Below are 13493 nucleotides of genomic sequence, written 5' to 3' on the forward strand. Positions count from 1 at the left end.
CTTGGCCTCGGTGATGATGCGCGGGCCATTTTCGGCCAGCTGCTTGTAATCACTGAACGGCGCCAGGTGGTGGGCCTGGCTCAGGGCCTGCCAGCGTGCGGTTTTCGAGTTGTTCTGGGCGTTGTTCATGGCGCCTCCTTCTGTCCGTGACATCACAGGTACCAGCGGTATTCGCGCGGGCTGATGTCGTGCATGAAGGCCAGGTGATCCTGGCGTTTGTTCTCGCAATAAACCATGACGAACTCGCTGCCTAGACCAGCGACGACGCGCTCGCCGGCCTGCATACGGCGCACGGCGTCGAGCATGTCGTTGGGAAAGTCGACGCCGCTGGCGCGGTCGTCATTCAGTGGTGCAATGGGCTCGACCTGGGCGTCGAGGCCCTGTTCGATACTGGTCAGCAGCGCCGCCAGCACCAGGTAAGGGTTGGCATCGGCGCCCGGCAGGCGGAATTCCAGGCGCAGATTGCGCGCGTCCGACTCGGGAATGCGCACACAGGCGTCGCGGTCTTCGAAGCCCCAGCTGGCCTTGCTCGCCGAATTCACCTGGGCGCCAAAGCGGCGGTAGCTGTTGTGGTTCGGCGCGTAGATCGGCATGAGCTCCGGCAGCAGCTCCAGGCAACCGGCCACGGCATGCCGCAACGGACGCTGCTCGTCACGGGCCAGCAGGTTGTCACCGGCCTCGTCGTACAGGCTGACATGGATGTGCATGCCGCTGCCTGGATACTGCAGGTACGGCTTGGCCATGAAGCTGGCGCGATGGCCGTGTTTGAGCGCCACGCCACGGGTCACCCGGCAGAACAGCGCCGACCAGTCGGCTGCCTGCATCGGGTCGGCGTTATGACTGAAGTTGATCTCGAACTGCCCCGGGCCGATCTCGGCGGTGATCACCGTGGTATCAATGCCCTGCAGCCGCGCAGTCTCGCTGATGTCGTCGAGCACCTCGGCAAAGCGCGACAGCCGTTCGATATGCATGTTCGGCTGGTCGTCGGCATCCCCGCTCAGGTCATCGCGCGGGTACTGCGGCAAGCCGTCCTTGAGCGCCTTGTCGAACAGGTAGAACTCCAGCTCGAAGGCCACCACCGGGTGAATGCCACGCGCCGCCAGGCGCTGCACCACACGCGCCAGCACCTCGCGCGGTTCGAACTCGATGGGTGCTTCGGTGCCATCGGAGCTGATCAGCATCTGTCCCAGCGGCTGACGCTCCCAGTTCACCAGCTTGAGCGTTCCAGGAATCAGTCGCCGTGGTGCGTCCGGGTCGCCGTCATGGAAGCAGTAGTCGCCGATCTCGTAGAGCCCGCCCTGGGCACCGAGCAGCACGCAATTCTGCGGCAACTTCAGGACACTGCCGGCGGCAACCTTCTCCAGCATCTCGATGGGGTAGCGCTTGCCGTAGAAATGCCCAGGGATATCCAGACAGATCAGGTCGACGAAGCGCACCTCGGGGTGGGCCTGGCGGAATTGGCGGACTTCGTCGAGCAGCTCGACTCGGGTGGCGTTCATGGTGGTGATTTCCGATTCACGGGAGGTCAGGTGTAGATCCACAACACCCGCGCGGGGGTGTCGCCTTGGTTGGCATAACGCAGGCGCGCATAGCTCGGCACCTGGAAAACGTCGCCGGGGTAAAGCGTGGCGCTCTGTTCGTCCTCGCCCAACCATAGCGTCAGTTGGCCTTCGAGCACGTAGCCGGCCTGCTCCGAACGGTCGCTCATCTGCCGCTCGCCACTGCTGGCGCCCGGCTCGAGCAGGCTGTCTACGACCATGAAGGCGCCCTGCAGCGTCGGCGAGGCCATGATGTCGGTGATGCCGCCAGCCAGGTACAGGGTGCGGCGTTCGTCCGGCCGGGTCACCCAATCCAGCGCCTTGGGCTTGGGCAGGCTGTAGAAATAGGTCGTGGGTACGTCGAGCGCCTCAGCGATGGCGGTCAGATCCTCCACCGTCGGGCGCGACAAGCCACGCTCGACCTGCGAGAGAAAGCCCACGGAGCGGCCGATGCGCTCGGCCAGCTCGTTGAGGGTGACCTTCTTGTGCTTGCGCAGGTCGTGGATGAGCACGGCCAGGGCTGCCATCTCCAGGTTCTTGTCCATCTCTGGGCTGTCCATTTCAGAAGCTGTCTCTTAATCGGTACCAGGCCTTGCCAATGGCCTCGAGCGGCGCCGCCAGGCGCTCGCTGAAGGGGAATTCAGGGTTGCGCAGCTGCCGGTATAGCGCCAGTTCGTCGTCATTGCCGAGAATGGCATCGCTGACCGCTCGCGCAGCCGCCAGCGTCGGCAATACGCCATGTCCGGAGAAGCCCTGCAGCCAGTAACGGCCGTTCTCGCCGCCGATATCCGGCGTACGAGCACGAGTCACGTCGATATGCCCGCCCCATGCAAAGTCGATGGCCACGCCTGACAACTGCGGGAATACACGCTCGAGGAATGGCCGCGTGGCAGCAGCGATGTCCTTTGGCAAGCCGCCGAGGTATGTGCAGCCCCCGCCGAACAGCAGGCGGTGATCCGGCGTACGGCGGAAGTAATCGAGGACGAACTGGTTGTCGGTGACGCAGGTGTTGCGCGGCAGCAATGCCTCGACGCGCTCTGCGCCCAACGGCTCGGTGGCGATCTGGTAGGTGCCGACCGGCAGGATGCGCCGAGCCAGACGCGGCTCCAGATCGTCGATATAGGTGTTGCAGGCCAGCACCAGTTGATCGGCCTGCACGCTGCCCTGCTCGGTACGCACGTAGTAGCCGTCGCCCTGCTTATCCTGACTCAGCGCACGGCTCTGCTCGAATATCTGCCCGCCGGCGCGAACGAAGGCCTCGGCCAGACCCAGTGCCAGCTTGAGCGGGTTGAGGTGGCCGGCTTCTGGGTCATACAGACCTGCCTGATAACGCTCACTGGCGACCCATTGCGGCATCTGCTCACGAGAGACGAACTGCAGCGCGCGGTGCCCCCACTTATAGGCGGCCTCTTCCTGCCATTCATGCAGCAGCGCCACGCGGCGCGGGAGCACTGCCGTCCACAGATGACCCCGGCGGTAATCGCAGTCGAAACCATGACGCTGCGGCAGTTCGCGCAACTCGCGGGACGCCCAGGCCATACCGTCCCATAGACGGCGTGCACGCTCGATACCAAGCGCCTTTTCCAGCGGCGGCATATCGCAGGACCAGCCGAGAATCGCCTGCCCACCGTTACGCCCGGAGGCAGCCCAGGCCACGCGACTGGCCTCGAGCAGAATGACCTTGCGTCCCGCTTCGATCAGGCGCAAGGCGGTGTGCAAGCCACTGAAGCCGGCGCCGACCACCAGCACATCACACTGCAAGTCACCCTGCAGGGTCGGATAGCGCTTCAGCCGATCCTGACAGCTCTGCGCGTAGTAGCTGTCGACGTGCTCACTGGCGTGGCGAAACATAGATGACTCATGAAATTTTTAATAATTAATTTCATGAAAATCTATAGAGATAAATTCACAAAGGCAAGTCTGAGCGACTCAGGCGACCTGCTGCTGTAACTCCATGCCGCATTCGAGCTGAGTGAACAGCCCTTCGTTTATAGCCTGAGCCACTACCCGGCGCAGACCTTCGCTGCCGAGGAAAGCGTCACGTGCCGCAGCTGAGCGCCACTGCCCTTCTATCAACCAGGTCAGTGGATCATTGTGCAGAGGAAATACACGCAGACGTTCGCAGCCCGGCATATCTCGGCCAACCTCGTGCAACCGCGCCAGGCACTGACCCAACCGAGTCGAACGGCCATGACGGGCATAAAAGGTCATACGATGAATGATGCTCATGGCAACCTCCTGGAACTGAATCAATACAGACCGGCAGCGTTTCGCTGCAAAACATGGGGCGCTGCGTCTGGTTCGACGAAAGTCGCTCCGCCAACGGCTCTTGAGTCGAGCCAGGCCGTGGCGAGCAACAACAGGGTCAATGGCGCGATCAACCATTTACTCGGCATGGCTCGCTCCTTTCGTGAGGGATGTGGGCACCACTTAGCGGGTGACATGGCTACTGCATGTGCTTGAGCCGGCACAGAGGCACGACGCGATGACGACAAAGATCAGGCAGATGGTCATCCCAGCGTTAGTCGATTACTGGCATATTCTTGCCTAAACCTGCATTGATTGGATCACTGCCAGGCAGCCGAATCGTCATGCGATAAACCTTGAAATACTCTGTATAACTGGTCATTTGCCCATTACTGGCAAATATTTGCCTAATCCTGCCGCCCCTCATGACTTGCCTGAAAAACCTGGCTAGGCTTCGCTGACTTTCCGGAGGCGCGCCATGCAGTCACCCATTCACACCGCCACAACGCTCGACACTCCCCTTGCCGAACTCAGCCATGAAATGGCACGCCTGGTCGATCGCTTCGTACCCGAGGACGGCCTGCACCTCACTGCTATTCCAGGGTTGAAACTGGCGCGCGCCACGACACCGAGCCTGCCGATGCAAACGGTCTACGACCCGTGCCTGTGCATCATCGCCCAGGGCCGCAAGGAGATACGCCTGGGTGACGAACTCTATGTCTATGATCCACTGAACTATCTGGTGGCATCGGTGGTGCTGCCGGTGACGGGCCGAGTGATCGAAGCCAGCCCGGAGGCGCCGTACCTGAGTCTTGCACTGGAGATCGATCCAGCCCTGATCAGCAGCCTGCTCACCGAGATGCCGCCCATTCCGGCACCGGATGCTGCCTCACAGCGCGCGCTGTTTCTCGATCGTCTCGACCCACGCCTGCTGGATGCGGTGATTCGCCTGCTGCGCCTGCTGGAAACCCCGCGCGACATCGCCATGCTGGCGCCACTGGCCCTGCGCGAGATTTTCTATCGCATGCTGCTCAGCCCACAGGGCCATCGCCTGCATGAAGTGGTCATCGCCGACAGCCAGAGCCAACGCATCTCCCGCGCTATCGAGTGGCTGCGCAAGAACTTCGACCAGCCGCTGCGTATCGAGGAGCTGGCCCGCGAGGTGAACCTGAGCCCGTCGACCCTGCACCATCGCTTCAAGGCCGTGACGGCATTCAGCCCGCTGCAGTACCAGAAGCAGCTGCGCTTGCAGGAGGCTCGCCGGCTGATGCTGTGCGACAACCTCGAAGCAGCGGCGGCCAGTTATCGCGTTGGCTACGAAAGTCCATCGCAGTTCAGCCGCGAGTACAGCCGCCTGTTCGGTGATCCACCGCAACGCGACATCGCGCGCCTGCGCCAGGCGGCGCAGAGTCAGGCAGCATCCTGATCACCGATTTCCGTGGGAGGCGCTTTATTTCGCCTCGTTTAGGCTAATCGCGGCTGAAGCCCCTCCCACGCCAGCCGCTACAAACCCATCTGCTTCGAAATGATCTCGTTCATGATCTCCCGCGTGCCCCCACCGATGGAGAGAATGCGGTTGTCGCGGTACAGGCGCTCGACCAGGCTTTCGCGCATATAACCCATGCCACCCATGATCTGCACCGCATCGTAGGTCAGACGGTCAGCGATATCGGTGGCGAAGTTCTTGGCCATGGAAATCTCCTTGATCACGCTTCTGCCAGCCGCCATCTGTGCGGCCTGGCGGTAGGTGAACTCACGCGATACCTCCAACTGGGTCGCCATCTCGGCCAGGCGGTGCTTGAGCACCTGGAACTTGCCCACCGGTTTACCGAACGCCTGACGCTCGCGCGCCCATTTCATCGACTCTTCCAGCGCCAGTTGCGCGGTCATGTTGGCCATGATCGCCAGGCTCAGGCGCTCGCTCTGGAAGTTGGCCATGATGCAGGCGAAGCCGGCGTTCTCCACACCAATCAGGTTCTCCACCGGCACCTTGCAATCGTCGAAGAACAGCTCGGCAGTGTCGGACGCCCACCAACCCATCTTCTTCAGCTTGCGCCCGACGGTGAAACCCGGCGTACCCTTCTCCACCAGCAACAGGCTGACGCCGCCAAAGCCCTCGCCACCGGTACGCACCGCGACCGTGTAGTAATCGGCACGCACACCACTGGTGATGAAGGTCTTGCTGCCATTGATGCGGTAGTGGTCGCCGTCACGCACGGCACGGGTTTTGAGATTGGCCACATCGGAGCCACCAGAAGGCTCCGTCACCGCCAGCGCCATGATCTTCTCGCCGGCCAGCACCTGCGGCACTACACGCTCGCGCACGACGGGCTTGGCCCATTTGACGATGGGCGGCAAGCCGATATCCAGTGAACCCAGCCCGGCCACCAGTCCGCCCGAGCCACTGCGCATCAGCTCCTCGCTGGCCGCGACCTTGGCGAAGACATCGCCCTCGTGACTGCCGCCGAACTGCTCCGGGTAGCCGATACCGAGAATGCCTGCGGCGCCGGCCTTGAGGTACAGCTCACGAGGAAACTCCTCGGCCTCCTCCCACTCGTCGATATGCGGCAGGATCTCGCGCTCGACGAAACGCCGGACGGAATCACGAACCAGTTGGTGGGATTCATCGAAATACGACAAAGGGGCGGCCATGCGGGTACTCCCGTTATTGTTTTGGCCACCCTAACCTAGCGCTTGCTTGGTTTTCAAGCGAGCGTTTCATTTCTGCTCGCGCAGCGCCTTCCTCACTCGCTCGCCCATTTCGTAGGCCGGCCCTTCCACTGACTGGAAATTACGGGTGTAGCGCTGGGCGAAGCCATCGGTGCCCCACTCACGGTACTGCTGCACATGCCATAACTCATGCGCCCACAGCACAGCATCCTCTGCGGCGGCATCGCTGCTGCGAAACACCACCACGTCGACCAGCGTCACGGCCTGTACATCGGGGTTCTGCAGCATGACGGTGGCAGCGTCCATCTCGTCTGTTATGCCGACGCGATAACGCACTTCATCGAGCAACGCATCGTCGTAGAACCGCGCGAGCTGCGCGCGAATCATCAAAGGGATGGGCTCGGTACCGGCCCGCAGAGCGGCCTGGCGAGATTGCAGCAACCACGCTTCAAGCCTGACCGCGGCCAGGTTCAGGCCGTCCTCACGCATACGCACGGGATCCGGCACGCACAGACAGGAGCTGCCCAGGCACACCTGTACCTGCCCGGCCGGGCATTGAGCTTGCGCGGCCAGGGGCGCTACAAGCAGGAGCAACAGGGCAATACGGCACAGAGTGTCAGCGATCACAGGCACTCCGAATCGAGAGGGTTTGACGGTTTACAGGCTGATCGGGCGCCGGCCAGCCAAGGCATGGGCCAGCGTGCCGCCATCGACCAGTTCGAGCTCACCGCCCAGCGGCATACCATGGGCGATACGCGAGGCGATCAGGCCTTTGCCGGCAAGGATCTGGGCGATGTAGTGCGCCGTGGCCTCGCCCTCTACCGTCGGATTGGTCGCCAGGATGACTTCGCTGAAAGCACCGGCCTCGACACGCTCCAGCAGCGCTGGAATACCGATGGCTTCCGGACCCAGGCCATCGAGCGGCGACAGGTGCCCCTTGAGCACGAAGTAGCGACCGCGAAAGCCGGTCTGCTCCACTGCATGCACGTCCATCGGACCTTCCACCACACACAGCAGGCTGTCGTCACGCCGCTCGTCCAGGCACAGCTGGCAGACCTCGTCCTCGCTCAGGCTGCGGCAGCGCTTGCAATGTCCCACGCCTTCCATCGCCGCACTCAACGCCTGCGCCAGACGCTGACCGCCACTGCGATCACGCTCAAGCAGTTGCAGCGCCATGCGCTGCGCAGTCTTCTGGCCGACGCCGGGCAGGATGCGCAGAGAATCGATCAACTGGCGAATCAGAGGGCTGAAGCTCATGGAAGTCCTGCAAAAGTTGGCGGGCAATGATCTGGTGGGCTAAAGCCCACCCTACGAACTGCACACGCGAGCAATACGAGTAAGAGTGGCGATCAGGCGGCGTGCAGGGCAAGGCGCCGGCGGACGAGGAACCGCAGTGTGCTGGAGCACATGAGGATTCCGAGTTCGCCGGCAACACCGCCATGTGCGTCGACTGGACGGCACGTGGCCTGTCAGAAGGGCATTTTGAAGCCGGGGGGCAGCTGCATCCCTGCAGTCATGCCGGACATCTTGTCCTGGCTGTTCTGCTCAACCTTGCGCACCGCATCGTTGACGGCAGCGGCGATCAGGTCTTCGAGCACTTCCTTGTCTTCCTGCATCAGGCTGTCATCCAGGGTGATGCGCTTGACGTCGTGACGACCGGTCATCACCACGCTGACCAGACCGGCGCCGGACTGGCCGGTCACTTCGGCGTTGGCCAGCTCTTCCTGCATCTTCTGCATTTTTTCCTGCATTTGCTGAGCCTGTTTCATCAGGCCTGCCATGCCACCTTTCATCATGTCGGTATCCTCGGTGTTCAGAATTAACTGGGGGTATCGAGTGGTTCGATGCTGTCGTCGCGCACCTTGGCCGCGAACTGCTGAATCATTTGCTGCACCAGCGGGTCGGCATGGATCGAGGACTCGGCGCTGCGCTGGCGATCAGCGCGGCGACGAGCAGCGGCCTGCGCCGGCGTTTCCTGCTCGGGCTTGCACAGTTCTATGCGCAGTTTGATGCTGCGTCCCTGCTGCTGGTTCAGCGCATCATTGAGACGGCGCTGCTGAGTCGGGTTGAACAGCGCGCTGTGCGCCGGGTCCAGGTGCAGCAGCCAGTCATCACCATTGGCTTCGATCAGGGTGCAGTTGGCGGCGATGCTGCCAGTCATGCCGCCCAGGCCGAGCTGCGGGAACAGTGACAGCCACTCCGCCGCCAGCCCGGTAGCCGGCTTGGCGGCCGGCAACGGTTCTTCGACCGCAGGCGCAGCGGTTTCAGCCTGGCCGAAATCGTAATCGAGGGTTTCGGCGTCCATTTCGACATAGTCGTAGTCACCAAGCGGCGGCTCGTCGTCGGCGCCATCGGTTTCCACCACCGGCTGCGCAGCCTCGCTCTGCTCCGCAGCGGCAGCCGCGGTCACTTGCGGGACTTCAGGCTCGACAACAGTCACCTCAGGCACGACTGACGCGACGGCCTGAACGGCGTCGGCCACAGGCGCAACGGGCGCGGAAGTTTCCCAGGGCACATCGACGACAGCAGGGGCAGCGGGCTCAGGCTCAGGCTCAGGCTCAGGCTCCACGATAGCGGTCGCTGCAACCGCAGGCACAACCTCGGGTTCCGGCTCACTCACGGCAGGCTCAACGACAGGCGCTGGCGTAGCCGCGACGGCCTCAACCGGGGCAGGCGCAACAGGCGCCGGTGCGACAGCAGGAGCAGGAGCAGGAGCAGGCGAAGAAAGCACAGGAGCAGAAGCCGGCATAGCGGTGCCGGCCACTGGATTTTGTTGGGAATCAGCAGTGGCCTGGCTGATCCCCAAGGGCTTTAGCGTGACCTTGGGCGCGTCATCGGCTCCCGCCGGGCGGAAGGCCAACATCCGTAGCAGCACCATCTCGAAGCCGCCGCGCGGCTCAGGTGCCAGGGGCAAGTCACGACGCCCGATCAAACCCATCTGATAGTAGAACTGCACATCCTCGGCTGGCAGCGCCTGGGCCAGTTGCAGCACACGCTCGCGGTCGCCCTGGCCATTGTCGACGGCCTCTGGCAGCGCCTGGGCAATCGCCACACGATGCAGAACGTTGAGCATTTCCGAGAGCACACCATTCCAATCCGGCCCCTGCTCGGCAAGATGCCGTACCGCCTCGATCAGCGCCCGTGCATCGCCCTCGATCAGCGCATGTAGCACACCGTAGACCTGACCATGATCGAGCGTACCAAGCATGGCACGCACGTCAGCCGCCAACACCTTGCCCTCGCCGAAGGCAATCGCCTGGTCGGTCAGGCTCATGGCGTCGCGCATCGAGCCGTCGGCAGCGCGGCCGAGCAGCCACAGGGCATCGTCCTCGAACGGGACGTTCTCGGCGGTCAATACGTGGGTCAGGTGCTCTACCACCCGCTCCGGCGGCATGTTCTTCAACGAGAACTGCAGGCAGCGCGACAGCACGGTAACCGGCAACTTCTGCGGGTCGGTGGTGGCGAGGAGGAATTTGACGTGGGGCGGCGGCTCCTCCAGGGTCTTCAACAGGGCGTTGAAGGAGCTGGTGGAAAGCATGTGCACTTCGTCGATCAGGTAGACCTTGAAGCGCCCACGACTCGGCGAGTACTGCACGTTGTCGAGCAGCTCACGGGTATCTTCGACCTTGGTGCGGCTGGCGGCGTCCACTTCGATCAGGTCGACGAAACGCCCCTCATCGATTTCCCGACATACCGAGCAGGTGCCGCAAGGGGTAGAGCTGATGCCGGTTTCGCAGTTCAGGCACTTGGCAATGATCCGCGCGATAGTGGTCTTGCCCACACCACGCGTACCGGTAAACAGGTAGGCATGGTGCAGGCGCTGGCTGTCCAGGGCGTTGATCAGGGCTTTGAGCACATGCGTCTGGCCGACCATTTCGCGGAACGAGCGCGGACGCCATTTACGTGCAAGAACCTGATAACTCATGGAAAACCGTCATATGAGGAAAGCAAAAGTGGGCTAATCCTAGCGGAGCAACCGGCAAATTGCATCCGCCACCCGCATGTGTGGGGCAGCATCGCCCTGACTTGAGAAATAGTGCTGGTTATTTCTTGCACAAAGCATTACCATCCGCGCCGTTCGTACCACGCTGTAAGTCATTAAGGCCTTTGCGCCCCCTCGCTGGTTTCCCGGTTCAACGTCTAGCGCATCTCCGCGCTGCCGCCCTCCCCGATCCCACCTGCTGACTGATCAGGCCGACTCGCCGTTTATCGGTGCAGTTCCTCTGCCTGCCTCCGACGTACCGACCACGCCGAAGAACCGTAACAATGGAACTTTATCGTGCTAATCAAGCTCCGATCGGTTGACATGCTATGGCCGTTTTTCGGCCAACCACATGGAGCTACACCACGCGCAACGAAGCGCACATGCTTTAAGGAATACCTAGAAAAAATGAATGCTCAACATCAAATTCAGAAAGCCATCAGCACCCTGACTCACGCCTTCGCTCCGTTCGATTGCCGCATCCAGGCAACGCGCAAGGGCAGCTTCAGCTTTACCCTGGTCGACAAGACCGGTATCGCCCAGTACAGCCAGCGTCTCTACCCAGGCCAGTACAACGACGAATCGCTGCAACAGGTGATCGAGCGTACCCGCCAGTCGCTCACTGCCTGAACTAAGTCGTCATCCTGAGGTCGAAGGTGACCAACCTCAGGATGGAGTAGGACATGGAACTCACCAACCAACAGCTCGTCGATCACCTGTTCAATCCGTTGCGTGCCAGCTTCAGCTCACCGCGACCGGACGGCAGCATCATCCTCGCCCTGCTCGACGAGAGCGACAGCACTGTCTACAGCCGCGTCCTGGCCAAGCCACAGATCAACGACCAGAATGCCTTCGCCCAGAGCCTGGAAGAAATCCGCCTGGAACTGGCCGTACGCGCCGGCAATATCCCAGCCGATCTGCGCAAGACGCTCAAGGAACAGGACAGCGTGTTGAATTACCGCATCGCCTGAGCCTGCAAACAGCCGAAAGCCCGCGCCCAAAGCGCGGGCGTTTTATTACGCACAGCAAAAAAACCGCCAGATGGGCGTTGAGATATTGAGATAGAAGGATGCAAGGGCTTGGAAACTGGAGGTGGACCCTACCAGCCACACCCCGGCACACAATGTTCCCGCTGTGGCTGCTCCCTTCCGGGCCTGACCAGGTTAACGGGTAATCGTTGCGAGGGGACCGGCAGGGCCACCATAACGCTGCTCGCCATTGCGACGAGCCGCGCCATTGTAACGGCTAAACGTAAACTTACAACTGCTTCAAACACTTAGATACGCGAGACACTGACGTCACACCCGGAAACGTCCCACCAACTGGGCCAGCCCGTGGGACAGCTCGGACAGGTGTTGGCTGGCCCGCGTGCTCTGTTCGGAGGTCTGCGCCGCTTCGTTGGAGAGGTCGCGAATGTCGCTGATATTGCGCGCGATTTCCTCGGTAACACTGCTCTGTTCCTCGCAGGCGGTGGCGATCTGCGCAGCCATGTCGTTGATGCGTTGCACCGAATCACCGGTCACGCTCAAAGCCTGGTCCACACCGGCAGCCTGCTCCACGCTCTGCCGCGCCCGTGCGCTGCCTGAGTGCGTGGCCTTGACCGCATTCTGCACACCAGCCTGTAGACGCTCGATCATCTGCTGGATGTCCTTGGTCGACTCCTGGGTACGTGCTGCCAGCGCTCGCACCTCATCGGCGACCACGGCAAAACCGCGGCCCTGCTCCCCTGCCCGCGCTGCCTCGATGGCCGCGTTGAGCGCCAGCAGGTTGGTCTGTTCAGCGATGCCCTTGATCACCGCCAGTACCGCACCGATGTTGGCGGTTTCCTGCTCCAGGGTCTGGATGGTGTCGGAGGCGCTTTCCACTTCCTGAGCCAGCTGACGGATCGAATGGATGGTCGCCCCCACCACCTGGGCACCCTCGCGTGACTGTTGCTCGGCATTGCGTGCTGCATCGGCAGCGTTCTGCGCGTTGCGCGCCACTTCATGCACGGCCACGCTCATTTCGGTGGCCGCAGTGCTGACCTGATCCACTGCCGCGTGCTCACTGCTGATCAGCCGGTCATTGGCAGCCGCCAGGTCTGCCAGGCTCTTGGCTGAATCGGCGACTTCATCAGTAACGCGGCCGACTTCCTTGATCAAGGGTTGCAGCTTGTCGAGGAAGCGGTTGAAGGCATGGCTGAGCTGGCCCAGTTCGTCCTTGGACAGCACGTCCAGGCGCACACGCAGGTCGCCGTCACCATCGGCGATCTGTTCGATACGATGCAGCAGGTTGTGCAGCGGACGGGTCACCAACAGCGGGAAGCCCACCACCAGCACCAGGCACACCAGCAGGCCGATAGCGATGATCAGCCCTTGCTGCCAGGCCAGAGACTCGCCACGGGCGATGGCTTCGGTGCCCACCGCATTGGCCGCGTTGTCCTCAAGCTCGCCGAGCTTGTCGATGGCACTGCGCGCCTCTTCGAATTGCGCCTCGCTATCGGCGAAACTCAACCGACTGGCAGCATTGGGGTCGCTATTGGCCAGCTCCAGCACGCGCAACGAGGTCGCCTTCCAGCGTTCGAAACCACGGTCGAAATCGGCCACCAGAGCCAGTGCTTCGCTGCCTGGCTGCATCGCGGCGAACTTGTGCACGCGGTCATAGGCCTGCTGCAGGTTCTCGGCGTGAGTTTTCTTGAGCGCGGCGACGTGATCCTCGGCACCCTCATCAAGCAGGCTACGCTCAGCGACGAAGGCCTGGTACAGATCCCGGTCGGCATTGAGCAGCAGGCTGATGGCAGGCAGATGGCGATTGGTCAGCGTGGTACTGGATTCGGCGACCTGAGTGATACCGCGCACACCCAAGGTTCCCATCGCTACCAGCAAGGCGGCCAGCAACAGAATGGGCAGGGCAATCTTCCAGCGGAACCCCAGATCGGCAAATGCGCGCAACATGATGGCACTCCAGCATTAGGCAAGTATCAGTAGCTTAGTCGAGCCTTGCCAAGTCGCCGTCTGGCGGTGCAAAAATCTGGAAAACCTCTGGCGCTGAGCTAACCTTCTCCACTATTACCCGCG

Annotated in this window: 13 protein-coding genes, 1 other RNA gene and 1 pseudogene; 3 read left to right on the top strand and 12 right to left on the bottom strand. The window is 62.1% G+C overall.

From position 1 onward, the window contains the following. Positions 1 to 152: 152 nt before the first annotated feature. The 4 genes from EGJ86_RS21330 to EGJ86_RS21345 form a co-directional block, all read right to left on the bottom strand. Positions 153 to 1499, bottom strand: a complete 1347-nt coding sequence (locus EGJ86_RS21330) for a glutamine synthetase family protein (RefSeq protein WP_125836535.1) — start codon at positions 1497 to 1499, stop codon at positions 153 to 155. 26 nt (positions 1500 to 1525) lie between these two features. Beyond that, the gene (locus EGJ86_RS21335; protein ID WP_125836536.1) at positions 1526 to 2083 is read right to left on the bottom strand and encodes an XRE family transcriptional regulator; all 558 of its coding nucleotides are present in this window, start codon (positions 2081 to 2083) and stop codon (positions 1526 to 1528) included. Positions 2084 to 2099: 16 nt separating this feature from the next. Further along, positions 2100 to 3389, bottom strand: a complete 1290-nt coding sequence (locus tag EGJ86_RS21340) for an FAD-binding oxidoreductase (protein WP_125836537.1) — start codon at positions 3387 to 3389, stop codon at positions 2100 to 2102. A gap of 78 nt (positions 3390 to 3467) precedes the next feature. Then, positions 3468 to 3767 (bottom strand): antibiotic biosynthesis monooxygenase family protein, encoded by a 300-nt coding sequence (locus EGJ86_RS21345; RefSeq protein ID WP_125836538.1) that lies wholly within the window; start codon positions 3765 to 3767, stop codon positions 3468 to 3470. A gap of 496 nt (positions 3768 to 4263) precedes the next feature. On the opposite strand from EGJ86_RS21345, the gene EGJ86_RS21350 reads away from it, so the two are divergent. Continuing rightward, a complete protein-coding gene (locus EGJ86_RS21350; RefSeq protein WP_099525509.1) occupies positions 4264 to 5211 on the top strand; it encodes an AraC family transcriptional regulator in 948 nt (315 codons plus the stop codon). Positions 5212 to 5288: 77 nt separating this feature from the next. Here the strand turns inward: EGJ86_RS21350 and EGJ86_RS21355 are convergent, their stop codons facing one another. The 5 genes from EGJ86_RS21355 to dnaX form a co-directional block, all read right to left on the bottom strand. Then, positions 5289 to 6437 carry an acyl-CoA dehydrogenase family protein gene (locus EGJ86_RS21355; RefSeq protein ID WP_125836539.1) on the bottom strand — a complete coding sequence of 383 codons (1149 nt, stop codon included), beginning with the start codon at positions 6435 to 6437 and terminating at the stop codon, positions 5289 to 5291. A 66-nt stretch (positions 6438 to 6503) separates the two neighbouring features. Further along, positions 6504 to 7082 carry a DUF4157 domain-containing protein gene (locus EGJ86_RS21360; protein WP_125836540.1) on the bottom strand — a complete coding sequence of 193 codons (579 nt, stop codon included), beginning with the start codon at positions 7080 to 7082 and terminating at the stop codon, positions 6504 to 6506. 30 nt (positions 7083 to 7112) lie between these two features. After that, positions 7113 to 7712 carry a recombination mediator RecR gene (recR, locus tag EGJ86_RS21365; protein WP_125836541.1) on the bottom strand — a complete coding sequence of 200 codons (600 nt, stop codon included), beginning with the start codon at positions 7710 to 7712 and terminating at the stop codon, positions 7113 to 7115. Positions 7713 to 7924: 212 nt separating this feature from the next. Beyond that, positions 7925 to 8251, bottom strand: a complete 327-nt coding sequence (locus EGJ86_RS21370) for a YbaB/EbfC family nucleoid-associated protein (RefSeq protein ID WP_074940389.1) — start codon at positions 8249 to 8251, stop codon at positions 7925 to 7927. A gap of 23 nt (positions 8252 to 8274) precedes the next feature. Next, complete coding sequence (gene dnaX / locus EGJ86_RS21375; protein WP_125836542.1) at positions 8275 to 10380, bottom strand: DNA polymerase III subunit gamma/tau; 2106 nt, start codon at positions 10378 to 10380, stop codon at positions 8275 to 8277. A 465-nt stretch (positions 10381 to 10845) separates the two neighbouring features. On the opposite strand from dnaX, the gene EGJ86_RS21380 reads away from it, so the two are divergent. Both EGJ86_RS21380 and EGJ86_RS21385 read left to right on the top strand, forming a co-directional pair. Beyond that, the gene (locus tag EGJ86_RS21380) at positions 10846 to 11067 is read left to right on the top strand and encodes a hypothetical protein (protein WP_099525504.1); all 222 of its coding nucleotides are present in this window, start codon (positions 10846 to 10848) and stop codon (positions 11065 to 11067) included. Between the two features lie 53 nt (positions 11068 to 11120). Beyond that, a complete protein-coding gene (locus EGJ86_RS21385; protein ID WP_017677242.1) occupies positions 11121 to 11408 on the top strand; it encodes a DUF3509 domain-containing protein in 288 nt (95 codons plus the stop codon). Between the two features lie 126 nt (positions 11409 to 11534). Here the strand turns inward: EGJ86_RS21385 and ffs are convergent. The 3 genes and pseudogenes from ffs to EGJ86_RS25705 all read right to left on the bottom strand — a co-directional run. Continuing rightward, positions 11535 to 11631: signal recognition particle sRNA small type (gene ffs / locus EGJ86_RS21390), an RNA gene on the bottom strand. A 104-nt stretch (positions 11632 to 11735) separates the two neighbouring features. After that, positions 11736 to 12440 carry a methyl-accepting chemotaxis protein gene (locus EGJ86_RS25700; protein WP_372237985.1) on the bottom strand — a complete coding sequence of 235 codons (705 nt, stop codon included), beginning with the start codon at positions 12438 to 12440 and terminating at the stop codon, positions 11736 to 11738. Positions 12441 to 12593: 153 nt separating this feature from the next. Next, positions 12594 to 13370: pseudogene (locus EGJ86_RS25705) on the bottom strand (MCP four helix bundle domain-containing protein); the annotation flags it as partial. Between the last annotated feature and the right edge of the window lie 123 nt (positions 13371 to 13493).

The organism is Pseudomonas sp. o96-267, assembly GCF_003935465.1.
Lineage (GTDB): Bacteria > Pseudomonadota > Gammaproteobacteria > Pseudomonadales > Pseudomonadaceae > Aquipseudomonas > Aquipseudomonas sediminis.

Bases quoted from the DNA above. Each gene is read 5' to 3' on its own strand.
- EGJ86_RS21330 (WP_125836535.1), bottom strand. From the start codon at position 1,499: ATGAACGCCACCCGAGTCGAGCTGCTCGACGAAGTCCGCCAATTCCGC.
- EGJ86_RS21335 (WP_125836536.1), bottom strand. From the start codon at position 2,083: ATGGACAAGAACCTGGAGATGGCAGCCCTGGCCGTGCTCATCCACGAC.
- EGJ86_RS21340 (WP_125836537.1), bottom strand. From the start codon at position 3,389: ATGTTTCGCCACGCCAGTGAGCACGTCGACAGCTACTACGCGCAGAGC.
- EGJ86_RS21345 (WP_125836538.1), bottom strand. From the start codon at position 3,767: ATGAGCATCATTCATCGTATGACCTTTTATGCCCGTCATGGCCGTTCG.
- EGJ86_RS21350 (WP_099525509.1), top strand. From the start codon at position 4,264: ATGCAGTCACCCATTCACACCGCCACAACGCTCGACACTCCCCTTGCC.
- EGJ86_RS21355 (WP_125836539.1), bottom strand. From the start codon at position 6,437: ATGGCCGCCCCTTTGTCGTATTTCGATGAATCCCACCAACTGGTTCGT.
- recR (WP_125836541.1), bottom strand. From the start codon at position 7,712: ATGAGCTTCAGCCCTCTGATTCGCCAGTTGATCGATTCTCTGCGCATC.
- EGJ86_RS21370 (WP_074940389.1), bottom strand. From the start codon at position 8,251: ATGATGAAAGGTGGCATGGCAGGCCTGATGAAACAGGCTCAGCAAATG.
- dnaX (WP_125836542.1), bottom strand. From the start codon at position 10,380: ATGAGTTATCAGGTTCTTGCACGTAAATGGCGTCCGCGCTCGTTCCGC.
- EGJ86_RS21380 (WP_099525504.1), top strand. From the start codon at position 10,846: ATGAATGCTCAACATCAAATTCAGAAAGCCATCAGCACCCTGACTCAC.
- EGJ86_RS21385 (WP_017677242.1), top strand. From the start codon at position 11,121: ATGGAACTCACCAACCAACAGCTCGTCGATCACCTGTTCAATCCGTTG.
- EGJ86_RS25700 (WP_372237985.1), bottom strand. From the start codon at position 12,440: ATGAGCGTGGCCGTGCATGAAGTGGCGCGCAACGCGCAGAACGCTGCC.